The sequence below is a fragment of the Streptomyces sp. NBC_01320 genome, assembly GCF_035974375.1.
GTDB classification, from domain to species: Bacteria; Actinomycetota; Actinomycetes; order Streptomycetales; family Streptomycetaceae; genus Streptomyces; species Streptomyces yanii.
The window spans coordinates 5,490,627-5,512,968 of the sequence record NZ_CP108390.1; the positions used below are offsets into that span (position 1 = coordinate 5,490,627).

Sequence of the window (22,342 nt, forward strand, 5' to 3'; positions counted from 1 at the left end):
TTCGGTCACCGGTCGACGCCTCCCATCACGGGGTCGATGGACGCGACGGCGACGATGACGTCGGCGACCTGGCCGCCCTCGCACATCGCCGCCATGGCCTGCAGATTGGTGAAGGACGGGTCGCGGAAGTGGACCCGGTAGGGGCGGGTTCCGCCGTCCGAGACGACATGCACGCCGAGCTCGCCCTTGGGCGACTCGACGGCGGTGTACGTCTGTCCGGCCGGGACCCTGAAGCCCTCGGTCACCAGCTTGAAGTGGTGGATCAGGGCCTCCATGGAGGTCCCCATGATCTTCTTGATGTGGTCGAGCGAGTTGCCGAGCCCGTCGGGTCCCAGCGCGAGCTGAGCGGGCCAGGCGATCTTCTTGTCGGCGACCATGACCGGTCCGGGGGCGAGCCGGTCGATGCACTGCTCGATGATCCGCAGCGACTGCCGCATCTCTTCCAGACGGATGAGGAAGCGGCCGTAGGCGTCGCAGCTGTCGGCGGTGGGGACGTCGAATTCGTAGGTCTCGTAGCCGCAGTAGGGATTGGTCTTGCGCAGGTCGTGCGGGAGTCCGGCGGAGCGCAGGATCGGGCCGGTGGCGCCGAGCGCCATGCAGCCGGTCAGGTCGAGATAGCCGACGTCCTGCATGCGGGCCTTGAAGATGGGGTTGCCGGTGGCGAGCTTGTCGTACTCCGGCAGGTTCTTCTTCATGGTCTTCACGAACTCGCGCAGCTGGTCGACCGCGCCCGGCGGCAGGTCCTGGGCGAGTCCGCCGGGCCGGACGAACGCGTGGTTCATCCGGAGCCCGGTGATCAGCTCGAAGAGATCGAGAACGAGTTCACGATCGCGGAACCCGTAGATCATGATCGTGGTCGCGCCGAGCTCCATGCCGCCCGTGGCGATGCACACCAGGTGCGAGGAGATCCGGTTGAGCTCCATCAGGAGCACGCGCAGGACCGTCGCCCGGTCGGGGATCTGGTCCTCGATGCCGAGGAGCTTCTCGACGCCCAGACAGTACGCCGTCTCGTTGAAGAACGGCGTCAGGTAATCCATGCGCGTGACGAAGGTGGTGCCCTGCGTCCAGTTCCGGAATTCGAGGTTCTTCTCGATGCCGGTGTGGAGGTAGCCGATGCCGCATCGGGCCTCGGTGACGGTCTCGCCGTCGATCTCCAGGATCAGCCGCAGCACGCCGTGCGTGGACGGGTGCTGGGGACCCATGTTGACGATGATGCGCTCGTCGTCGGACTTGACCGCCGACTCGACGACCTCGTCCCAGTCACCGCCGGTGACTGTATATACGGTCCCCTCGGTCGTGGCGCGAGGCGTTGCATGGGGAGTAGTCATCAGGAGTACGACCTCCGCTGGTCCGGAGCCGGGATCTGGGCGCCCTTGTACTCGACGGCGATGCCACCGAGCGGGTAGTCCTTGCGCTGCGGGAAGCCCTGCCAGTCGTCCGGCATCATGATCCGGGTGAGGGCCGGGTGCCCGTCGAAGATGAGCCCGAAGAAGTCGTAGGTCTCGCGCTCGTGCCAGTCGTTGGTCGGATAGACCGCGACGAGCGACGGGACGTGCGGGTCGCTGTCCGGGGCCGAGACCTCCAGCCGGATCAGCCGGCCGTGGGTGATCGACCGCAGATGGTAGACGGCGTGCAGTTCGCGGCCCTTGTCGCCGAGGAAGTGGACACCGCTCACCCCGGTACAGAGCTCGAAGCGCAGGGCCGGGTCGTCGCGCAGGGTTCGAGCCACGGTGGGCAAGTGCTCGCGGGCGATGTGGAAGGTGAGCTCACCGCGGTCGACGACGGTCTTCTCGATGGCGTTCTCGGGAAGCAGGTCCTGCTCCTCCAGGGCCCCTTCGAGCTCGTCGGCCACCTCGTCGAACCAGCCGCCGTACGGCCGGGACGTGGCGCCCGGCAGCGTCACCGTGCGGACGAGACCGCCGTAGCCGGAGGTGTCGCCGCCGTTGTTGGCGCCGAACATGCCCTTCCGTACGCCGATGACCTCGCCGGTCTCGTCGCGGGGCGCGGGTACGCCGTTGCTGTTCTGCTCGTCGCTCACCGCAGCAGCCCCTTCATCTCGATCAGGGGAAGCGCCTTGAGTGCCGCGTCCTCCGCCTCGCGGGCGGCCTCCTCCGCGTTGACCCCGAGCTTGGAGCCCTGGATCTTCTGGTGGAGCTTGAGAATGGCGTCCATCAGCATCTCGGGGCGTGGCGGACAACCCGGCAAATAGATATCGACCGGGACAATGTGATCAACACCCTGCACAATGGCGTAATTGTTGAACATCCCACCCGATGATGCACAAACCCCCATGGAGATAACCCACTTGGGGTTCGGCATCTGGTCGTAGACCTGCCGCAGGACGGGCGCCATCTTCTGACTGACCCGCCCTGCCACGATCATCAGATCCGCCTGCCGCGGCGATCCGCGGAAGACCTCCATCCCGAATCGGGCCAGGTCGTAGCGCCCGGCCCCGGTCGTCATCATCTCGATGGCGCAGCAGGCGAGACCGAACGTCGCGGGGAAGACGGAGGATTTCCGCACCCAGCCGGCGGCCTGCTCGACAGTGGTCAGCACGAAGCCGCTGGGCAGCTTCTCTTCGAGTCCCATGGTGTGCCCCTCAGCCCCTCAGTCCCATTCCAGGCCGCCGCGACGCCATACATACGCATAGGCGACGAAGACGGTGAGCACGAAGAGCAGCATCTCGACGAGCCCGAAGATCCCCAGGGCGTCGAAGGTGACCGCCCAGGGATAGAGGAAGACGATCTCGATGTCGAAGACGATGAAGAGCATCGCCGTCAGGTAGTACTTGATGGGGAAGCGGCCGCCTCCGGCTGGAGTGGGGGTGGGTTCAATACCGCACTCGTACGCTTCGAGCTTTGCTCGGTTGTACCGCTTCGGGCCGATAAGCGTGGCCATGACCACGGAGAAGATCGCAAACCCTGCCCCGATGGCGCCGAGCACGAGGATGGGCGCGTAGGCATTCACGCTCCTCGCTCCTTCCAGTCGTCCTTGACCGTTGGACCGCATCGGGCGACCGGCTCGCCACCTCACCAAGATCGTGCACATGTGAGGCAGTTCACAAGCCCGACTGCCCCGCATCCTATGCCTGCCGTCCTGTGATCTGCGACACGGGGTACTACACCGGCTTTGTGATCTCCACCACCCGGCGAAGGATCATGAAGCCGGATGAGGAGTGATCTTCGTACGCAAAGCGGCCGCGCGATCACGAGACGTGACATCTGGTGTTGTTGTTGCTGGTCAAGGCGATGCTCCTCTAACAATCAGACGCCTCAACGAGCAAATTGGCAATGGACGGCTGGGTGGTGATAAGAGAATCCGCCCCACTCCGGGTCACCCGTGCGAGGGGCTCGCGGGGAGCGATGTGGACGCGTGCGCACATTCGCGGCCTTCCGGACGAAACGTCGCCCGCCGCGCCGGCCACCGCGCCACCCACCGCGCCGGCCACCCCTCCATCGACGCCGCCGCGCGCGCCGACCGCTCGTATGCCCACCACACGACAGCCATGCTGTGACCTGCATCACTCCGCAAGACCTTCAGCAAAAGCGGGCTTGGCCATCGGTGTGAACGGATGGTAAGCGACGGGCAATTCGGGCGAATTACTGAAAGCCCGTGATCACAGCCGTGATCATGCATGCCCGGTTTGCCCGTTACGGCGTCAATAAGGGCCGCCAGGAAGCGGATTCACAGATTCCGAACGTAACTGTGTCGCAACACACGTTTCTTGAAGGGAACCCAGGGGCCCTGATAGCGCTAGTACTCATGTCCCACACCGCTCACATACCCAGCCACCGGAAGCCCCGTCGAAGCGCCCCGAAAACGGCGCTGAGGGCCGGAGTTGCCGGTGGCGTCCTCAGCACCATCGCGGTCGCAGGCGCTGCCGGTCCGGCCCAGGCCGAGCCGGTGACCCAGACCATCGAGATGCCCACCCTCACCTCCGGGCTCTCCACCTCCGTCGCCGCGTCCGCCGAGGCCACGCAGCAGGTCGCTCTGGACCTGGAGACGCAGGCCCACGAGGACGCCGCAGCCACCAGCGCGGCCAAGGCCGCCACGAAGGCCAAGGCCGAGGCGGTCCGCAAGGCGGAGGCCAAGAAGAAGGCAGAGGCGGCCGCCAAGGCCAAGGCGGAGGCCGCCCTGCGCGCCTCCCGCTCCGAGGCCCGCACGACGCTCAGCGCGTCCGGCTCCACCGCCGTGGCCTCCTCCTCCTCGAGCGCCACCGGCTCCGCCGCGTCCGTCATCGCGTTCGTCAAGGCGCAGGTCGGCGACGCATACGTGTCCGGCGGCACCGGCCCCAACTCCTGGGACTGCTCCGGCCTGGTCCAGGCCGCGTTCCGCACGGTGGGCGTCGACCTCCCGCGCGTCTCGCAGGCCCAGTCGACCGCCGGCACCCAGGTCTCGCTGAGCAACCTCCAGCCCGGCGACATCCTCTACTGGGGCGGCGCGGGCTCCGCGTACCACGTCGGCGTCTACGTGGGCGGCGGCCAGTTCGTCGGTGCGCAGAACTCCAGCACCGGTGTGGTGCAGCGCCCGCTGAGCTACGACCCGCCGTCGGGCGCGGTCCGCGTTCTCTGATTCACAAGCGCGCGAACACGGCGAAGGGCCGTCACTCCCCCGCTCGGGAGCGACGGCCCTTCGTCGTGGAGCGGTGGGCCCGGTGCTGTCGTTGCCGCCCCGGTGCCTTTTCCGTTCCCGGATCCGCCTGCGCACGCGATCCCGGTCGGGGTAGCTTCAACTCCCATGACCCGCCCGCGTATACGCCCTCCGTACGAAGCCGACGAGCGGACCCAGTTGCTCGGCTGGTTCGACATGCAGCGGGCGGTCGTCCACTGGAAGTGCGAGGGGCTGTCCGAGACCGATGCGCACCGGGCCGTGCTCCCCGCCTCGCCCCGTCTGTCGGCCGCAGGGATCGTCTCGCATCTGCGCTGGGTCGAGCATTGCTGCTTCGAGGTGATGTTCCTCGGCCGGCCCGCCGTGGGGCCGCGGTTCGACCCGGACACCGAGGATGCCGACATGCGGGTCGACGGCATTCCGCTCGCGCAGCTCCTCAAGGAGTACGAGCAGCAGTGCGCCGTCACCGACGAGATCGTCGAGGCCCACGCCCTGGAGGACGTGGGCCGTCATCCCGACTTCGAGATCGCCTCCGCGAATCTGCGGTGGATGCTGTTCCACATGATCGAGGAGACCGCCCGGCACGCCGGTCATCTCGATGCCGTACGGGAGATCATCGACGGCGAGAAGGGCTACTACTGACCCGGCCGGGGACGCCGCCCGCCCCCGGATCCGTGCAGCGGGACAGCGGGCTCAACGCCTCACACGCATCACGGAGATCGCCGGCGCCTCGCTCATGGACCGAGCGAGGACGCCGACGGGAATGACGGTCAGGCCTTCGGGGCCACCTTCGAGAGGCCGTTGATGATGCGGTCCATCGCGTCGCCACCGGTCGGGTCGGTGAGGTTGGCGAGCATCTTCAGCGTGAACTTCATCAGCAGCGGGTGCGTCAGACCGCGCTGGGTGGCGATCTTCATGACCTTCGGGTTGCCGATCAGCTTCACGAAGGCGCGGCCCATCGTGTAGTAGCCGCCGTAGGTCTCCTTGAGGATCTTCGGGTAGTTGTGCAGCGCCAGTTCGCGCTGGGCGGGGGTCGCGCGGGCATGCGCCTGGACGATGACGTCCGCGGCGATCTGGCCCGACTCCATGGCGTACGCGATGCCTTCGCCGTTGAACGGGTTGACCATGCCCCCCGCGTCACCGACGAGCAGTAGCCCCTTGGTGTAGTGCGGCTGGCGGTTGAACGCCATGGGGAGCGCGGCGCCGCGGATCGGCATCGTCATGTTCTCCGGGGTGTAACCCCAGTCCTCCGGCATGGACGCGCACCACGCCTTGAGGACCTCGCGCCAGTCCAGCTCCTTGAAGGCGGACGACGAGTTGAGGATGCCGAGGCCGACGTTGGACGTACCGTCGCCCATGCCGAAGATCCAGCCGTAGCCGGGCAGCAGTCGGTCCTGGGGGCCGCGCCGGTCCCACAGCTCCAGCCAGGACTCCAGGTAGTCGTCGTCGTGGCGCGGGGAGGTGAAGTAGGTACGGACCGCGACGCCCATCGGGCGGTCCTCGCGGCGGTGCAGGCCCATGGCGAGCGACAGCCGGGTGGAGTTGCCGTCGGCGGCGACGACGAGCGGGGCGTGGAAGGTGACCGGGGTCTTCTCCTCGCCGAGCTTCGCGTTCACACCGGTGATGCGGCCGGTGCGCTCGTCGATGATCGGGGCGCCGACATTGCACCGCTCGTACAGCCGGGCGCCCGCCTTCTGCGCCTGGCGGGCCAGCTGCTCGTCGAAGTCGTCGCGCTTGCGGACCAGTCCGTAGTCCGGGTACGAGGCGAGGTCCGGCCAGTCCAGCTGCAGCCGGACGCCGCCGCCGATGATGCGCAGACCCTTGTTGCGCAGCCAGCCGGCCTCTTCGGAGATGTCGATGCCCATGGCGACGAGCTGCTTGGTGGCGCGCGGGGTGAGACCGTCGCCGCAGACCTTCTCGCGCGGGAAGGCGGTCTTCTCCAGCAGGAGAACGTCGAGTCCGGCCTTGGCGAGGTAGTACGCGGTCGTGGAGCCGGCTGGGCCTGCCCCGACGACGATCACATCCGCGCTGTGTTCGGACAGGGGCTCGGTCACGGTCGGATCTCCCGAAGACTCGAAATCGCGTGCCGCGCGGCACATGTCCCGTGCAGTCTATGGGTGCCTGCTGACCGACCTTCCGAAGGGCTCCCCGATGTCGACCGTGCACTCCCCCGGCCCCTCCGTACAGCTGCGTGTCCCGACCGACGAGGACGCCGTTGCCTGGCACCGGGCGTTCGACGACCCGGAGGTGATGGAGTTCTTCGGCGGCGCATCGGCGGAACTCTCGCTGTACGAGGAGTGGACCGCGCGCCAGCGCAGGTACGACGCGGAGCTCGGCTTCTGTCTGTGGACCGTGCTCGACGAGGACGGCGAGGTCCTCGGCTTCACCGGTGCGCAGCCGTGGCCGCAGACCGCATACGGCCCGGTCGGCGAGATCGAGATCGGCTGGCGGCTCGGCCGGGCCGCCTGGGGCCGGGGTTATGCCACCGCCGCCGCGCGCCTCACCCTGGAGCGGGTGCGCGCGGCGGGGGTGGACCGGGTGGTGGCGACGATCGACGCGCGCAACGAACGGTCGATCGCCGTCGCCCGGCGGCTGGGGATGCAGCGCGCGGAGAGCTTCGCGACCCCGCAGCCGGGGCAGGAGGTCTGCTGTTTCCGGCTGGGGCTGGAGGCGTGAGGCGGCGGTCGGTCAGTCGGAGTCGTCGAGGTTCAGGTGGACAGGGCGGTGTCGAAGATCTGCCGGGCGTCCGGCCAGTAGCTGTCGCGTTCGGTGGTGCAGATCGCGTACTCGGTGCCGTCGTCGGCGATGTAGCTCTGGTCGATCGCGTGGATCGTCTCGCCGCTCTGCTTGTCCTCGTCTCACTCGCTGCGGGGCGGCGGTCTGCGTCAGGGACGTACGCCCCGGTGCAGCGCCACCACACCACCGGTCAGATTCCGCCAGGCCACCTTCGCCCAGCCCGCCTTCTGCAGCAGCTGCGCGAGCCCGGCCTGATCGGGCCAGGCACGGATGGACTCGGCGAGATAGACGTACGCGTCGGGGTTGGACGACACCGCGCGGGCGACCGGCGGCAGTGCCCGCATCAGGTACTCGGTGTAGACCGTGCGGAACGGCGCCCAGGTCGGCTGCGAGAACTCACAGATGACCACGCGGCCGCCCGGCTTGGTCACCCGGTACAGCTCGCGCAGTGCCCCCTCCGTGTCCTGGACGTTGCGCAGCCCGAAGGAGATCGTCACCGCGTCGAACGTCTCGTCGCGGAACGGCAGCTTCGTGGCGTCGCCCGCGGTGAACGGCAGCCAGGGATGACGCTTCTTGCCGACCTGCAGCATGCCGACGGAGAAGTCGCACGGCACGACGTACGCGCCGGTCGCGGCGAACGGCAGCGAGGACGTCGCCGTGCCCGCGGCCAGGTCGAGGACCTTCTCCGCGGGGCGGGCGTGCACCGCCTTCGCGACCTCCTTGCGCCACAGCCGGGCCTGGCCGAGCGACAGCACATCGTTGGTGAGGTCGTAGTTCGCCGCCACGTCGTCGAACATCGAGGCGACTTCGTGCGGCTGCTTGTCCAGGGATGCTCGGGTCACCCACCCATTCAAGCAGCCCGGCCGCGGAGGCCTCGCGCCGGTCGTGCGTCGGCGCCCGGAGCTGCTCGGAAGCCGGCTTCAACCTTGTGGGCGCGACGGCGGAGAGCGCCCGCGATCTGTCACGACGCATTCCGGCAGGTCGGCTCGGGTCCGGCCGGTCCGGTGATCCGTATCGCGACGCCGGACATCGTCGACCGGCTCTGCGGGGCGTACGGGCTGCACACGCGGGGCGAGGTCAACTGCCGCGTCGGCAGCACGTCGTGGTGAACCTGAAGCGGTGGATGCGGGGGTCGCCGCAGTCCGACGGGCCGCTCGCCGAGTACCGGGCGCCCCGCGCCCGCGATGATGCAGCAGATCGACGGTTTGCGGGGGCGCGTCGCCAACCCCTGGCCGTACACGGCCACGGGCAGGTACGTAAGCGGCCCGCCCGTCCTCTGACGGGCTCCGGAGCGCCTACCGCCGCCGGTACACCAGCCGCCCGCCGAGCACCGTGGCGACGCACGCCCCGGCGCCCGCCGCGCAGAGCGCGTCCTCGTCCGGTACGTCGAAGACGGCGAGGTCGGCGCGGCCGCCGACGGCGAGCGGGCCGTGCACGGAGCCGGGCAGGTCATGGCCCTCCACGAACGGGTCCAGGCTCGGTTCGCCGACCAGGATGCCGGGGGCGGCGACGGCTGGGACCTCGGTCAGCCCCGCTCGGTACACGGCGGTGCGGACGACCGGGTCGTGGAACCGGCCCGCGAGGTGTGTGGTGCCGTGCCGCAGCATCTGCTGCAGCCCGCGCCGTACGCTGCCCGCCCGCCGCGCCGCGTCCATCTCCGCGGCCAGCTGTTCGAACGCCTCGCCCCACAGCGGCCGGTCGCCGAGCTGGTCCGCCTCGCGCGGGTCGGGGTGGTAGCAGCGGGTCAGCAGCCAGACGGCATGCCACTGCCGCAGACCGGGCGTCAGGACGCCCGGCCACTGGCGGACCCGGGCCGCCGGGTGGGCGGCGACGACCTCGTCGTACGGTCCGACGGCGACGATCCGGTCGCCGTCCACGGCGACCGCGCCCTGCGCGACGGCCGCCGCGCCGACCGGAAGAACCAGCGGCGCGGCGTGAACAGTCAGCAAAGCAGCCCCGGACCGACCGGCAGATGGGGGGCGGCGTCGCGGTGCCGGGCACGCACATCTGCCGCGTTGTCGTCAATCACCATGGCTCCTTCCCCAGGCTCTCGACTGCGCTCGAGCAGGGGAGACCCCATCTGCCTCAATCCTCCGCCTTGCGGCCGCACACACCCAGCCCCGCTCCTTCTTCCGCCCCCCATGCGCCGGTCGGCCTCAGTTGGCGCTGAGGAGCTTGAGCTCCGGGTGTGCGGTGCCGCCCTCGATCGCGGTGGACGAGATGTGCGAGACGACGCGCTCGTCGACCGGGTCGTTCGCCGGGTCGTCGTGGACGACGAGGTGCTCGTACGTCGTGGCGCGCTGCGCCGGGACACGGCCCGCCTTGCGGATCAGGTCGATGATCTCCAGGCGGTTGGAGCGGTGCTTGGCACCGGCGGAGGAGACGACGTTCTCCTCCAGCATGATCGAGCCGAGGTCGTCGGCGCCGTAGTGCAGCGACAGCTGGCCGACCTCCTTGCCGGTGGTCAGCCAGGAGCCCTGGATGTGGGCGACGTTGTCGAGGAAGAGCCGGGCGATGGCGATCATCCGCAGGTACTCGAAGAGCGTGGCCTGCGTCCGGCCCTTCAGGTGGTTGTTCTCCGGCTGGTACGTGTACGGGATGAACGCGCGGAAGCCATCGGTCCGGTCCTGTACGTCGCGGATCATCCGCAGGTGCTCGATGCGCTCGGCGTTGGTCTCGCCGGTGCCCATCAGCATCGTGGAGGTGGATTCGACACCGAGCCGGTGCGCCGCCTCCATGATCTCCAGCCAGCGCTCGCCGGACTCCTTGAGCGGGGCGATCGCCTTGCGCGGCCGGGCCGGCAGCAGCTCGGCACCGGCTCCCGCGAAGGAGTCGAGACCGGCGGCGTGGATCCGCTGGATGGCCTCCTCCACGGAGACCTTGGAGATCCGGGCCATGTGCTCGATCTCGGAGGCACCCAGCGAGTGGATGACCAGCTGCGGGAACGCCTTCTTGATCGCGGAGAAGTGCTCCTCGTAGTACTCGACGCCGTAGTCCGGGTGGTGTCCGCCCTGGAACATGATCTGCGTGCCGCCGAGCTCGACGGTCTCCGCGCAGCGGCGCAGGATGTCGTCGAGGTCGCGGGACCAGCCCTTGGCGGTGTCCTTCGGTGCGGCGTAGAAGGCGCAGAACTTGCAGGCCGTGACGCACACGTTGGTGTAGTTGATGTTGCGCTCGATGATGTACGTCGCGATGTGCTCCGTACCGGCGTAGCGGCGTCGGCGCACGGCGTCGGCGGCCGCGCCCAGCGCGTGCAGGGGCGCCGACCGGTAGAGGTCGAGGGCCTCCTCCGGAGTGATCCGGCCGCCTTCGGCGGCTCGGTCGAGGATGGGCTGGAGGTCGGCCTTCTCGGTCACCGGGCTGTCACCTTTCGGCGGTTTTTCAACGGATCTACGGACCGGTTCAGCCTACGCCAGCCCCTCCCCGGGTCAGCTGCCGGACCGGGCGAGTGTGCCGTACGGAAGTCCCGCGCCGCGCTCCTCGGACCGGAAGCGGAGTGTGCCGTCCTCGGCGAGGGTGAAGGTGACGTCGGTCGTGGTGTCCGTGCAGAGCCCGGCGGTGCCGGGCCGGTCCGGGTCGGCGCGCTCCCGGAGGGTCAGTTCCTCGGCGGTGCCGGAGGAGAGCTCCGCGATGCTGTTGCAGCTGACGGTCACTCCGAGAGTGGAGAGGGTGGTGCTCATACGGACGACGTCCGTGCCCTTCTTCCCCTCGGTGAACACCGCGGTGAGGGTGCCGTGCGACTGTCCGGTCGTCTTCTCGGTCAGCGGCCCCTTCCAGGTACCGACGAACGTCTTGGGCAGCGCGGTCACCTGGTCCGCGCCGCCGGTGCCCTCGTCCGCCGGGTCCGGCGACGCGCTGGAGGAAGCGGCGGGGGGTTGGGCGGCCCCGCCGTGCTCGGCGTCGCCGCCACCGCTGCCCGGCAGCAGGTCGAACAGGAGGGCGCTGCCGACGGTCACGGCGGCGAGCGCGCCCGCCACGGCGAGGGCCACGGTGCAGCTGAGCCTGCGGCCGCGGTTCCGGTCGGGGAGGCCGGGTTCGGAGTCGGCGCCGACGGTGACGGAGAACCGGGAGTCGGCGGTACGGGGGCCGGGGAGCCCGCCCGAGTTGTAATCCCCGGCCTCGGCCGACGGGAACGTCCGGGGCGGGCGGGTCGGCTCGACCGGCGGCCCGAACACTCCGAGCGCGCCGTTGCTGTCGGCCAAGCCGTGGGCGGTGAGGGAGGCGTTGCTGAACGGCACCGGTCCCGACTGCACGGGCCCGTCCTGCGGCTCCAGGTCCAGCAGCGCCACTGCCGAGCGGCTGACCTCACGCTCCAGCGGTCCGGGGAGCCAGCCCGCCGCCACCGCCGCCGCCGCCCCGCCGGGTACCAGCCGCCGGGCGAGCTCCGTCGGGGTGGGCCGACGCGCCGGGTCCTTCGCCAGGCACGTGGCGATCACGTCCCGCAGCTCGCCCTCGATCTCACCCAGCTCCGGCTCCTCGTGCACCACCTTGTAGAGGAGCACCGCCGAGGAGTCGCCGAGGAAGGGGGCGTCGCCCGTCGCCGCGTACGCGAGCACCGCGCCGAGCGAGAAGACATCGGCGGCGCCCGAGATCTCCAGGCCCCGGATCTGCTCCGGTGCCATGTAGCCGGGCGAGCCGACCGAGACCCCGGTGGAGGTGAGCGAGGCAGTGGCGTCGATCGCGCGGGCGATGCCGAAGTCGATGAGACGGGGGCCGTCGAGGGCGAGCAGGACGTTGGACGGCTTCACGTCACGGTGGATGAGCCCCTGCCCGTGCACGGCGGCCAGGGCCTCCGCGAGTCCGGCGCCCAGAGTCCGCACCGCCTGCTCGGGCAGTGGCCCGTGCTCGGTGACCGCGGCCGACAGCGGGGGTCCGGCGACATAGCCGGTGGCGACCCATGGCACGGGTGCGTCCGGGGCGGCGTCCAGGACGGGCGCCGTCCACTGGGCGCCGATCCGCCGCGCCGCGTCGACCTCGCGCCGGAACCGGGCACGGAACTGTTCGTCGAGTGCGAAGTGCGGATGGACGACCTTGACCGCGACGGTGCGTCCGCCCGCGCTGCGTCCCAGATACACCCGGCCCATGCCGCCCGCACCGAGTCTGCCGAGCAGCCGGTAGGAACCGATGGTGAGCGGTTCGCCGGCTTCCAGCGGCTGCATATGGACTCCCCCTGTGGACCGGCCGGACCTCCGACCGAAGCCTAGGGGTCGGAGGTCGTGCGATCACAGAGAAACCATCGGCTGATTTCGCCCCTATGGGAACGAACCGCGGTTTTCGACACAACAAAAGGCGCGAATGAGTCGTTCACCCGATCGAATCCAGGACTCGACCCGGACTCACCCCGTACGCCGTCCTCTATTCGGGATAGGACGTACGAGCTGTCCGGCCGCCGCATTCGCGGCATTCGCCGGAAAGGAATCCGCGGGGCGGCGCGATAAACGGCCCGGGAGGGAACGGGGAAGCCGGAAGAAGGTTCAGCATTCACCTATTGCCCGGGCCCATTCCCCCCGCGCAGCGGCCGGTGCCGATCAGTGGTCGAGCAGCTCGACGTTCACGTCCACCGGGAAACCGGTCGTCGCCCCGGTCCGGCGGGCGAACTCACGTACGCCCGACAGCTGGTCCGGACCGAAGCGGAAGTCCAGCGTCGTGAAGTACCGCTCCAGCAGCTCCGCGTCGAAGACCTCCCATCGCGCCGCCGTCTCGGAGACCTTGGTGACCTCTTCCAGCGACAGGTCCCGCGAGGCGAGGAACGCCCGGTGCACCTCCTCCACCACGGCCGGGTGCGCGGCCAGATAGTCCTTGCGGGCCGCCCAGACCGCGAAGACGAACGGCAGCCCCGTCCACTCCTTCCACATCTGCCCCAGGTCATGGACCTGCAGACCGAGGCGCGGCGCATCGTGCAGCGAGGCGCGCAGCGCGGCGTCACCGATCAGCACGGCGGCGTCCGCCTCCTGCATCATCAGGCCGAGGTCGGGCGGGCAGGTGTAGTAGTCGGGCGTCACCTCGTACCGCTCGGCGAGCAGCAGCTGAGCGAGGCGTACGGAGGTGCGCGAGGTCGAACCGAGTGCCACCCGGGCCCCGTCGAGCTGCTCCAGGGGCAGCTGCGACACGATCACGCACGACATGACGGGCCCGTCGCAGCCGACCGCGATATCGGGGAAGGCGACGAGCTGATCGGCGTTGCGCAGGTACTCGACGAGGGTGATGGGGCCGATGTCGAGGTCACCGCGTACCAGCTGCTCGCTGAGCTTCTCCGGGGTGTCCTTCGACAGCTCCAGGTCGAGCAGGGTTCCGGTCCGTGCCAGGCCCCAGTAGAGAGGGAGGCAGTTCAGGAACTGGATGTGGCCGACGCGCGGCCTGCTGCGACGGTCGTCGCCTGCTGCGGGGGAGACGGTTGAATTGTCCACATCGCGAGGCTAGACCCGTGCGGGCACCCCGCCGCCACCGGGGCTCGGGGGCACGCCCGGTCCCACTCCTCCGTGCCTGCCGGTCCCGCGCCCCGGCATGCCTGCGCGGCCACCTCCACGCCACCCGAACGACAGCCCCGAGCCGCCTTCCGACCGCTATCCCCGTCAGCCTCTCGACAGGGCAATCAAACATCCGGGTGAAGTGATCTTTCCCTCTACCGTTCCGCACACGCTGCGTGCTAGGCTCGACGCAAGTTGCAGTTTGGTTTCCCTTGCAGTACAGAGCCTGCGGAGCATGTAACCCGCAGGCTTTTGTAGTTTTCAGACTTCTTTGCAGGTTCTGGAGCAGGGCAACCCTTTGGCCCAAGGAGGGCTTATGGCTACCGGAACCGTCAAGTGGTTCAACGCTGAAAAGGGCTTCGGCTTCATCGCCCAGGACGGCGGCGGCCCGGATGTCTTCGTCCACTACTCCGCGATCAACGCGTCCGGGTTCCGCTCCCTCGAGGAGAACCAGGTCGTGAACTTCGACGTCACTCAGGGGCCGAAGGGCCCGCAGGCTGAGAACGTCAGCCCGGCCTAGTTGCCCGGGTCGGCCGATCGCGGCCGGCATGCAGTACCCAAGGAGCCCCGCTCCCCCGCCTCGGCGGGGGAGCGGGGCTCCTGCCTTGTGGTGGCCCGCCCGCCCCGGTGCCGCCGTGGACGGGGGCTTGACCTTGACACCGTGTGAGGGCCTGCACTGGGAGACATCATGTTCACCATCGGAGATTTCGCCAGGTACGGACGGGTGTCGGCCCGGATGCTGCGTCACTACGACGCCATCGGACTCCTGCCTCCCGACCGCACCGACCCCGCGACCGGCTACCGCTTCTACGGTGCCGCTCAGCTCGCCCGCCTCAACCGCATCATCGCTCTCAAGGATCTCGGCTTCACGCTCCAGCAGGTGCAGGCCGTCCTCGACGAACAGGTCGGACCCGAGGAGCTCCGCGGAATGCTGCGCCTGCGGCAGGCGGAGCTGGAGGCGGCCATGGCCGCAGCGGCGGCGCGGCTGGCGCAGGTCGAGGCGAGGCTCCGGTCTATCGAGAGCGAGGGGCACATGCCCACGGACGACGTTGTGATCAAGAACGTTCCCGCGGTACGGGTGGCGGAGCTGACGGGGACCGCGGCCGGCTACGAGCCGCAGGCCATCACTCCGGTGATCGGACCGCTGTACGACCGGCTGTTCCCGCTGCTGGAGGCGGCCGGAATCAGTCCCACCGGCCCGGGCATCGCGCGCTACGAGGACGCCCCGGCGGGCGACGGCGCGATCACCGTGCACGCGGGGGTGACGGTATCCGCCCCGGTCGGCCCGGTCGGTGACACCGGCGTGACGGTGGTCGACCTGCCCGCGTTCGAGGCGGCGACCATCGTCCATCGCGGTTCGATGGACGGGGTCCTCACCACCGAGCAGACGCTGGCCCGCTGGCTGGACACCAACGGGTACCGGTCCCTGGGGTACACCCGGGAGATCAACCTGGAGTGCCCGGAGGACAGGGACGAGTGGGTGACGGAGCTCCAGGAGCCGGTGACCAGGACCTGACCACGTCCCGCGGGGCCCGCCGGGGGCGGTGGGCCCCGCGCCGCACCACCCGCCGGCGACGCCTATGCGCTCACGACCTCGGCCCCGGCCACAGCCCCTCGTCCGTGAGCCCCAGCAGATCGATGGCGTTGCGGCGCACGATCCGGTCCACCACGTCCGGGTCCAGGTGCCCCATCTGCGCCTCGCCGACCTCGCGCGACTTGGGCCAGGTCGAGTCCGAGTGCGGGTAGTCGGTCTCGTACAGGACGTTTCCGACGCCGATCGCGTCCAGGTTCTTCAGCCCGAACGCGTCATCGAAGAAGCACCCGTACACATGCTCGGCGAAGAGCTCCGACGGCGGCCGGTGCACCTTGTCGGCGACACCGCCCCAGGCCCGGTTCTCCTCCCAGACCGCATCGGCCCGTTCCAGAATGTAGGGGATCCAGCCGATCTGGCCCTCCGCGTACATGATCCGGAGGTTCGGGAACCGTTCGAACTTGCCGCTCATCAGCCAGTCGACCATCGAGAAGCAGCAGTTGGCGAAGGTGATGGTGGAGCCGACCGCGGGCGGGGCGTCGGCCGAGGTGGACGGCATCTTCGAGGACGAGCCGATGTGCATCGCGATCACGGTGCCCGTCTCGTCGCAGGCCCGCAGGAACGGATCCCACTCGTCCGTATGTATCGACGGGAGTCCGAGATGTGGGGGTATCTCGGAGAACGCGACGGCACGCACCCCGCGCGCGGCGTTCCGCCGGACCTCGTCGGCGGCGAGCTGTGCGTCCCAGAGCGGGACGAGGGTCAGCGGGATCAGCCGGCCCTGCGCGTCGGGGCCGCACCACTCCTCCACCATCCAGTCGTTGTACGCGCGCACGCCGAGCAGCCCGAGTTCACGGTCCTTCGCCTCCGTGAACGTCTGGCCGCAGAACCGGGGGAAGGTCGGGAAACAGAGCGCGGACTGGACGTGGTTGATGTCCATGTCGGCGAGCCGGTCCGGGACCGCGTACGAACCGGGGCGCATCTGCTCGTAGGTGATGACTTCGAGCTTGATCTCGTCCCGGTCGTAGCCGACGGAGGTGTCGAGCCGGGTGAGCGGCCGGTGCAGATCCTCGTACACCCACCAGTCGCCGATCGGCCCCTCGTCGCCCTTTGTTCCCATCACCGGTGCGAACCTGCCGCCCATGAAGCTCATTTCCTTCAGGGGTGCGCGGACGATGCGCGGGCCGCGGTCGAGGTACTTGGACGGGAGCCGGTCCCGCCAGACATGAGCGGGCTCCACCGTGTGGTCGTCCACCGAGATGATCTTCGGGAAGGTCTCCATGTGCACCACGGTAGCGCCGATCTGACACATCGTCAGCTCTCTTGACCGGGCGCCGGTTCCAAATCGTTGTCGAGGGCTTGTGCAGAGCGTCACCCACTGCTGACGTGTCCACCCAAAACAAGGCAGACTGTTGACCGCGATACCAGCGGTAGGCCGCCATCCGGATCCATCCGGACCACATCGGTGCAGCAGCGGTCATTCCGGGCAGAGACACCAGCGGGACCATCAGCATCAGCAGCGCCAGCGGGATCAGCGCGACCGGCAGAACTGACGGGGCGAGCAGGACAGGGGGCATCAATGGACCGTGACCACGGGCCACGCGTGCGCGTTCCGGAGCAGCGCGCTGCTCAGCAGCAGACGACCGGGACCGGCCTGCGGTTCGCCGTGCTCGGCCCCGTACGCGCCTGGCGCGACGACGAACCGCTGGCGTCCGGCTCGCCGCAGCAACGGGCCCTGCTGGTAGCGCTGCTGCTGCGCGACGGACGCACGGCCACCGCCGCCGAACTCATCGACGCCATCTGGGGCGACGAGCCCCCGTCACAGGCGCTCGCCGCCGTACGGACGTACGCGTCCCGACTGCGCAAGATCCTCGACCCGTCCACACTGATCAGCAACGCCGGCGGCTACGCCATACGGACCCGGCCCGACGCGCTCGACCTGACGGCGGCACAGGAACTGGCCGCGGAAGCGGAGAAGGCGCGGGCCGGCGGCGACCGGACCCGGGCCCGCACCCTGATCAACGAGGCACTGGCGCTGTGGGACGGCGAACCGCTGGCCTCCGTCCCGGGCCCGTACGCCGAGAACCAGCGCACCCGGCTGGAGGAGTGGCGGCTCCAGCTCACCGAGACCCGGCTCGACCTGGATCTGGAGGTCGGCTGCCACGCGGAGGCGGTCTCCGAACTCACCGCACTCACCGCGGCGCACCCGTTGCGGGAGCGGCTGCGCGAACTGCTGATGATCGCCCTGTACCGCAGCGGCCGTCAGGCGGAAGCGCTCGCGGTGTACGCCGACACGCGCCGGCTGCTCGCCGACGAGTTGGGCGTCGACCCGCGCCCCGAGCTCTCGCAGCTCCAGCAGCGGATCCTGCAGGCCGACGAGGACCTGGCCCACGCGGCCGTCGAGGCGGCACCCGCGCCCGCCGCCATCCGCCCGGCCCAACTCCCGGCGACGGTACCGGACTTCACGGGCCGCGCATCCTTCGTAAGTGAACTGGGCGACCGACTGGCGACGGTGGAGGGTTCGGTCATGGCCGTGTCGGCGCTCGCGGGCATCGGCGGCGTCGGCAAGACGACCCTCGCCGTGCACGTCGCCCACCAGGCGCGCCCGCACTTCCCGGACGGCCAGCTCTACGTCGACCTGCAGGGCGCCGGCGCACGGGCGGCGGAGCCGGAGACGGTGCTCGGCGCGTTCCTGCGCGCCCTCGGCACCGCCGACTCGGCGATCCCCGATTCGTTGGACGAACGAGCGGCGCTGTACCGCTCCACACTCGACGGCCGCCGCATCCTGGTCCTCCTGGACAACGCCCACGACGCGGCGCAGATCCGTCCCCTGCTGCCCGGCACGGCCGGCTGCGCGGCTCTGGTGACCAGCCGCGTCCGCATGGTCGACCTGGCGGGCGCGCACCTGGTGGACCTGGACGTGATGTCCCCCGAGGAGGCACTCCAGCTCTTCACCCGGATCGTCGGCGAGGAACGGGTCGGCTCGGAGCGCGAGGCGGCCCTGGACGTGGTGGCCGCGTGCGGCTTCCTCCCGCTGGCGATCCGCATCGCCGCCTCCCGCCTGGCCGCCCGCCGCACCTGGACGGTCTCGGTCCTCGCCGCCAAACTCGCGGACGAGCGACGCCGCCTGGACGAGCTCCAGGCGGGCGACCTGGCGGTGAAGGCCACCTTCGAACTCGGCTACGGCCAGCTGGAACCGGCCCAGGCCCGCGCGTTCCGCCTGCTGGGCCTGGCGGACGGCCCGGACATCTCCCTGGCGGCAGCGGCGGCGCTGCTGAACCTGGAGGCGCATGCGGCGGAGGACGTGCTGGAGTCCCTGGTCGACACGTCCCTGCTGGAGTCGGCGGCGCCGGGTCGGTACCGGTACCACGACCTGGTACGGCTCTACGCGCGTGCGTGCGCCGAACGGGACGAGCAGCCGCCGGAGGAGCGGGAGTTGGCGCTTTCGCGGCTGCTGGACTTCTACCTGGCCACGGCGGCGGGGGTGTATGCGCTGGAGCGGCCGGGGGACCGGCTGGTGGACCACCTGGAACCGACGCAGTACGAGGGCCTGTCGTTCGCGGACCGGCACTCGGCACTGGACTGGCTCTATGCGGAGGCGACCAACCTGCTCGCGTGCGTGTGCCAGTCATCCGGGCCCGCTTCCCTGCGTCGCGCCGTCGATCTCCTCTACGCCGCACTCGACCTGGGCGAGTCGGGTGCGAACTCAAAGCAGTACGAAGCATCGGCGATCACGATTCGGGAAGCTGCCCGGACATGCGGTGATCCCCGAGCGGAGGGGCGCGCCGTCATGTCCCTGGCCAACGTGCACCAGCTCGCGGGACGGTTCGATCACGCGGACCGAGAGGCTCAGGAAGCAATGCGGCTCGCCGACACGGTGCACGACCCGTTGCCGGCCTGCTGGGCGTCCAATGCCCGTGGCATCATCGCCCTCTACCAGAACCGCCATGCAGACGGCGAAGCCTTCCTGACTCAGGCGATCGATGCATTCCGAAGCGACAAGAATCGTCCCGGCGAAGCCAGCGCGCTGTGCAATCTGTCCCGCATCCATCTGGCTACCGGGCGCACGAAGAGCGCCATCACTCTTGCCCAGTCAGGCATCGAGATCTATGAGTCCCTGGGCCACGCGTTGCGCAGCGCCAATGGTCGCTACGCTCTGGGACTGGCCCTCACCCGGAGTGGAAAGCTGTCTGCCGCAACGGACGAGCTGAACGAGGCCCTGGCGATCTTCCGCGACAGTCGGCAGCGGCTGTGGGAAGGCATGGCCCTGTTCCGTCTTGCCGAACTCGAGATCGCCTCCGACCACCCCTCTCAGGCAGCCCAATTCGCCGAGTTGGCCCTCACGGTGCTGCGTGGCATCGGTGGCGAGTGGCGACGCGGAAACGTGCTCACCGTCCTCGGGCGTGCTCTCGCCGGAATCGGGCAGACCGGGCGCGCCCAGGTCTGCTGGCGTGAAGCACTGACCATCTACGAGGAGCTCGGTTCCCCGGAAGCGGAAGAGGTTCAGTCGCTGCTGGCACCTGCGGCGGCAGCCTGAAAAACGGGGCGTTCATCGTTCGTTTATCGCCACCCTGCATTCTCATACCTGTCGATCCGTCGCGTCGGGGGGCAGACGGGGGCGACAGCGGCCACACCACTAAGGTGAGCGGCCCGAGAGAGGCCCGTCCGGCAGTCCACGGGGGAACAGCCGGGCGGGCCTCGCCAGCCCATTGCACTTAGTGCCCAGAGAGGGAGTTGACCACCATGGCCGATGCCAAGAAGCAGGACCCGATCACCAAGCCGGCAGACCAGCACGCCACCGGCGAGCCGGAGACCCCGCTCACCACGCAGGACCAGCACGCGACCGGCGAAGAAGTAACCACTCTGGACCAGCACGCCACGTCGGAGCCGTTCAAGCCGACCATCTAGACCTAACCCGCACGGGGAGCGGCCGCGGCGGCGCGGAGGGGGAGCCGTCGCGGCCGCTGCACGTCTGCGCGCCGGTTGACGTAATCGCGTCAACGTTCAACCGCTTCGCGCCAACGGGGTTCCGCCATCGCCCCCCTGTCACCAGCGTCACTTCACGTCCGGAAGCTCTCTTCTCCCACAGGAGTTGGAAGGACCCGCACGAAGAAGACGCTCGTCGCCGCCGCGTTCGCCGTGGCCCTGGGCCTCGGCTCGGCCACTCCGGCGCTGGCTGACATGCACGCCACCGGCGACACCCCGGTCACCACGCAGGACATGCACGCCACCGTGGTGACCCCGCAGGACAACCACGCCGGCTGAGCCGCACCCGCACGCAAGAGGGCCCGAGCCAACCGCTCGGGCCCTCTTGCGTGGACGAGATCCGTAACCTCCACGCATCCTGAGCAGCCCCTACCCCCGCCCCCGCAGCTCCCCCTTCACCACCTTGCCGCTCGCGTTCCGCGGCAGCTCCCCCACGAATTCCACCGCCCTCGGCACCTTGTAGTTCGCCATCTCCCGCCGGGACCAGGCGATCAGGTCGTCGGCCGTCAGCGTGGCGCCCGCCCGGCGGACCGCGTACGCCTTGCCGACCTCGCCGAGTCTCGGGTCCGGGATGCCGATCACCGCCACGTCCGCCACGTCCGGGTGCAGGCCCAGAAGCTGTTCGATCTCGGCCGGGTACGCGTTGAAGCCGCCGACGATGAACATGTCCTTGATCCGGTCCGTGATGCGCAGGTTGCCCGCCTCGTCGAGGACGCCGATGTCGCCGGTGCGGAGCCAGCCGTCGTCGGTGATCGTGGCGGCCGTGGTGTCCGGGTCCTCGAAGTAGCCCTGCATCACATGGAAGCCGCGGACCAGGACCTCGCCGGGGGTGCCGGGGTCCGCCAGGACGCGGATCTCCGTACCGGGGATCGCGCGGCCCGAGGTGGAGGAGATCGTCTCGGGCGGGTCGCCCCTTCGGCACATCGTGACGATGCCGCTCGCCTCGGAGAGGCCGTATGCCGTGAGGACCGTCGCGATGCCGAGCTCCGTGCGCAGGCGTTCCACCAGCCGCAGGGGGACCACCGCAGCGCCCGTGACGACCAGGCGCAGGGCCGAGAGGTCGTGCGTCGCCCGCGCCGGGTGGTCCAGCAGCGACTGGTGGAGGGTGGGCGGGCCGGGGAGGACCGAGATGCGTTCGGCGGCGATGTTCGCGAGGACGGTGTCCACGTTGAACACCGGCTGCGGGATCATCGTCGCGCCCCGCATCAGGCACGCGATGATGCCCGCCTTGTAGCCGAAGGTGTGGAAGAACGGGTTCACGATCAGATAGCGGTCGCCCTCGCGCAGGCCGGCCAGTTCGCTCCAGATCGCGTAGCAGCGCAGGGTCTGGGCGTGGGTGATGACGGCGCCCTTGGGACGGCCCGTGGTGCCGGAGGTGTAGATGATGTCGGAGGGGTCGGTGGAGGCGATCGCGTCGGCCCGTTGCCGTACCGCGGCAGGCGATATCCACTCCCCCGCCGCCAGGAAGTCCTTCCAGGTGACGTAGGACTCGGGTGCCGTGTCCGCGAGCACCACCACCCGCTCCAGGTGCGGGAGTTCCGCCGCCGTGCGGCGCAGTGACGCCACGTACGACGTGCCCAGGAACGTGCCGGTGATGAAGAGCATTTTCGCCCGGCTGCGCTGCAGGATGTACGCCGCCTCCGCACCCTTGAAGCGCGTGTTGAGGGGGACCAGGACCGCGCCCGCCGTGACCGCCCCGAGGGCGGAGACGATCCAGTCCAGGGTGTTCGGCGCCCACACCGCGACCCGGTCCCCCGGCTCCACACCCGCGGCCATGCACGCGGCGGCGGCGCGTTCGACGCGGTCGCCGAGTTCGGCGTACGAGATGCGGGTGCGGCCCTCGACGACCGCCTCGCGCTCCCCGTACCGCTGCGCCGCTGCCCGCACCAGCCTCGGGATGCTGCCCCATTCCTCGTCGCCGCGCATCGCATGCCCTCCCACCGAACCGCAATAGCTGACTATCCGTCAGATTAGCTGTAGCCTCTGCCGCTGTCAGCAGTCATGACGATCGCGG

General features: G+C 69.6%; 20 protein-coding genes and 1 pseudogene. 9 read left to right on the forward strand and 12 right to left on the reverse strand.

Translation table 11 applies throughout. From position 1 onward, the window contains the following. Positions 1-5: 5 nt before the first annotated feature. From OG395_RS24835 to OG395_RS24850, 4 genes are read right to left on the reverse strand one after another with little or no spacing between them, the layout of a single operon-like run. Positions 6-1,328, reverse strand: coding sequence for an NADH-quinone oxidoreductase subunit D (locus OG395_RS24835; protein ID WP_327244898.1), 1,323 nt, complete (start codon positions 1,326-1,328; stop codon positions 6-8). Next, complete coding sequence (locus OG395_RS24840) at positions 1,328-2,038, reverse strand: NADH-quinone oxidoreductase subunit C (protein ID WP_327244899.1); 711 nt, start codon at positions 2,036-2,038, stop codon at positions 1,328-1,330. Before OG395_RS24840 ends, OG395_RS24835 begins: the two co-directional genes overlap by 1 nt. Further along, positions 2,035-2,589, reverse strand: a complete 555-nt coding sequence (locus tag OG395_RS24845; RefSeq protein WP_030926341.1) for a NuoB/complex I 20 kDa subunit family protein — start codon at positions 2,587-2,589, stop codon at positions 2,035-2,037. Before OG395_RS24845 ends, OG395_RS24840 begins: the two co-directional genes overlap by 4 nt. Positions 2,590-2,607: 18 nt before the next feature. Continuing rightward, positions 2,608-2,967, reverse strand: a complete 360-nt coding sequence (locus OG395_RS24850) for an NADH-quinone oxidoreductase subunit A (RefSeq protein WP_040024216.1) — start codon at positions 2,965-2,967, stop codon at positions 2,608-2,610. 795 nt (positions 2,968-3,762) lie between these two features. Between OG395_RS24850 and OG395_RS24855 the strand changes: the two genes are divergently transcribed. Then, entirely contained in the window at positions 3,763-4,572 is an 810-nt protein-coding gene (locus tag OG395_RS24855; RefSeq protein WP_327244900.1) for a C40 family peptidase, read from the forward strand. A 165-nt stretch (positions 4,573-4,737) separates the two neighbouring features. After that, complete coding sequence (locus OG395_RS24860) at positions 4,738-5,250, forward strand: DinB family protein (protein ID WP_327244901.1); 513 nt, start codon at positions 4,738-4,740, stop codon at positions 5,248-5,250. Positions 5,251-5,378: 128 nt separating this feature from the next. Here OG395_RS24860 and OG395_RS24865 read toward each other — a convergent pair whose 3' ends face one another. After that, complete coding sequence (locus OG395_RS24865) at positions 5,379-6,662, reverse strand: geranylgeranyl reductase family protein (RefSeq protein WP_327244902.1); 1,284 nt, start codon at positions 6,660-6,662, stop codon at positions 5,379-5,381. A gap of 97 nt (positions 6,663-6,759) precedes the next feature. On the opposite strand from OG395_RS24865, the gene OG395_RS24870 reads away from it, so the two are divergent. Further along, positions 6,760-7,284: a GNAT family N-acetyltransferase gene (locus tag OG395_RS24870; RefSeq protein WP_327249447.1), complete on the forward strand. Its 525-nt coding sequence runs from the start codon at positions 6,760-6,762 to the stop codon at positions 7,282-7,284. A gap of 209 nt (positions 7,285-7,493) precedes the next feature. Here the strand turns inward: OG395_RS24870 and OG395_RS24875 are convergent, their stop codons facing one another. Continuing rightward, positions 7,494-8,186, reverse strand: coding sequence for a demethylmenaquinone methyltransferase (locus tag OG395_RS24875; protein ID WP_327244903.1), 693 nt, complete (start codon positions 8,184-8,186; stop codon positions 7,494-7,496). Positions 8,187-8,315: 129 nt separating this feature from the next. Between OG395_RS24875 and OG395_RS24880 the strand changes: the two are divergent. Beyond that, positions 8,316-8,624, forward strand: a pseudogene (locus OG395_RS24880) (DUF3152 domain-containing protein); the annotation flags it as partial. 15 nt (positions 8,625-8,639) lie between these two features. On the opposite strand, the gene OG395_RS24885 reads toward OG395_RS24880, so the two are convergent. From OG395_RS24885 to OG395_RS24900, 4 genes are all read right to left on the reverse strand, one after another. Then, a complete protein-coding gene (locus OG395_RS24885; RefSeq protein WP_327244904.1) occupies positions 8,640-9,293 on the reverse strand; it encodes an imidazolonepropionase-like domain-containing protein in 654 nt (217 codons plus the stop codon). Between the two features lie 207 nt (positions 9,294-9,500). Continuing rightward, a complete protein-coding gene (mqnC, locus tag OG395_RS24890) occupies positions 9,501-10,700 on the reverse strand; it encodes a cyclic dehypoxanthinyl futalosine synthase (protein WP_327244905.1) in 1,200 nt (399 codons plus the stop codon). Between the two features lie 72 nt (positions 10,701-10,772). Continuing rightward, complete coding sequence (locus OG395_RS24895) at positions 10,773-12,503, reverse strand: serine/threonine-protein kinase (RefSeq protein ID WP_327244906.1); 1,731 nt, start codon at positions 12,501-12,503, stop codon at positions 10,773-10,775. Between the two features lie 369 nt (positions 12,504-12,872). Next, positions 12,873-13,751 (reverse strand): menaquinone biosynthetic enzyme MqnA/MqnD family protein, encoded by an 879-nt coding sequence (locus OG395_RS24900; protein ID WP_327244907.1) that lies wholly within the window; start codon positions 13,749-13,751, stop codon positions 12,873-12,875. Positions 13,752-14,127: 376 nt separating this feature from the next. On the opposite strand from OG395_RS24900, the gene OG395_RS24905 reads away from it, so the two are divergent. Beyond that, entirely contained in the window at positions 14,128-14,331 is a 204-nt protein-coding gene (locus tag OG395_RS24905) for a cold-shock protein (protein WP_037693088.1), read from the forward strand. A 168-nt stretch (positions 14,332-14,499) separates the two neighbouring features. Further along, entirely contained in the window at positions 14,500-15,327 is an 828-nt protein-coding gene (locus tag OG395_RS24910; RefSeq protein WP_327244908.1) for a MerR family transcriptional regulator, read from the forward strand. A gap of 70 nt (positions 15,328-15,397) precedes the next feature. On the opposite strand, the gene OG395_RS24915 is transcribed toward OG395_RS24910, so the two are convergent. Beyond that, positions 15,398-16,624, reverse strand: coding sequence for an amidohydrolase family protein (locus tag OG395_RS24915; protein ID WP_327244909.1), 1,227 nt, complete (start codon positions 16,622-16,624; stop codon positions 15,398-15,400). A gap of 297 nt (positions 16,625-16,921) precedes the next feature. On the opposite strand from OG395_RS24915, the gene OG395_RS24920 reads away from it, so the two are divergent. The 3 genes from OG395_RS24920 (at position 16,922) to OG395_RS24930 (ending at position 20,607) form a co-directional block, all read left to right on the forward strand. Next, positions 16,922-19,879, forward strand: coding sequence for an AfsR/SARP family transcriptional regulator (locus tag OG395_RS24920; RefSeq protein WP_327244910.1), 2,958 nt, complete (start codon positions 16,922-16,924; stop codon positions 19,877-19,879). A gap of 206 nt (positions 19,880-20,085) precedes the next feature. Then, positions 20,086-20,250, forward strand: coding sequence for a hypothetical protein (locus OG395_RS24925; RefSeq protein ID WP_327244911.1), 165 nt, complete (start codon positions 20,086-20,088; stop codon positions 20,248-20,250). Between the two features lie 231 nt (positions 20,251-20,481). Continuing rightward, positions 20,482-20,607, forward strand: a complete 126-nt coding sequence (locus OG395_RS24930) for a hypothetical protein (protein ID WP_327244912.1) — start codon at positions 20,482-20,484, stop codon at positions 20,605-20,607. A gap of 90 nt (positions 20,608-20,697) precedes the next feature. On the opposite strand, the gene OG395_RS24935 is transcribed toward OG395_RS24930, so the two are convergent. Then, positions 20,698-22,254, reverse strand: coding sequence for a FadD3 family acyl-CoA ligase (locus OG395_RS24935; RefSeq protein WP_327244913.1), 1,557 nt, complete (start codon positions 22,252-22,254; stop codon positions 20,698-20,700). Positions 22,255-22,342: the final 88 nt, after the last annotated feature.

Coding starts and splice junctions, on each gene's coding strand:
- OG395_RS24835 (WP_327244898.1), bottom strand. CDS start 1,328: ATGACTACTCCCCATGCAACGCCTCGCGCCACGACCGAGGGGACCGTA.
- OG395_RS24845 (WP_030926341.1), bottom strand. CDS start 2,589: ATGGGACTCGAAGAGAAGCTGCCCAGCGGCTTCGTGCTGACCACTGTC.
- OG395_RS24855 (WP_327244900.1), top strand. CDS start 3,763: ATGTCCCACACCGCTCACATACCCAGCCACCGGAAGCCCCGTCGAAGC.
- OG395_RS24860 (WP_327244901.1), top strand. CDS start 4,738: ATGACCCGCCCGCGTATACGCCCTCCGTACGAAGCCGACGAGCGGACC.
- OG395_RS24870 (WP_327249447.1), top strand. CDS start 6,760: ATGTCGACCGTGCACTCCCCCGGCCCCTCCGTACAGCTGCGTGTCCCG.
- OG395_RS24895 (WP_327244906.1), bottom strand. CDS start 12,503: ATGCAGCCGCTGGAAGCCGGCGAACCGCTCACCATCGGTTCCTACCGG.
- OG395_RS24905 (WP_037693088.1), top strand. CDS start 14,128: ATGGCTACCGGAACCGTCAAGTGGTTCAACGCTGAAAAGGGCTTCGGC.
- OG395_RS24910 (WP_327244908.1), top strand. CDS start 14,500: ATGTTCACCATCGGAGATTTCGCCAGGTACGGACGGGTGTCGGCCCGG.
- OG395_RS24915 (WP_327244909.1), bottom strand. CDS start 16,624: ATGGAGACCTTCCCGAAGATCATCTCGGTGGACGACCACACGGTGGAG.
- OG395_RS24920 (WP_327244910.1), top strand. CDS start 16,922: ATGGACCGTGACCACGGGCCACGCGTGCGCGTTCCGGAGCAGCGCGCT.
- OG395_RS24925 (WP_327244911.1), top strand. CDS start 20,086: ATGGCCGATGCCAAGAAGCAGGACCCGATCACCAAGCCGGCAGACCAG.
- OG395_RS24935 (WP_327244913.1), bottom strand. CDS start 22,254: ATGCGCGGCGACGAGGAATGGGGCAGCATCCCGAGGCTGGTGCGGGCA.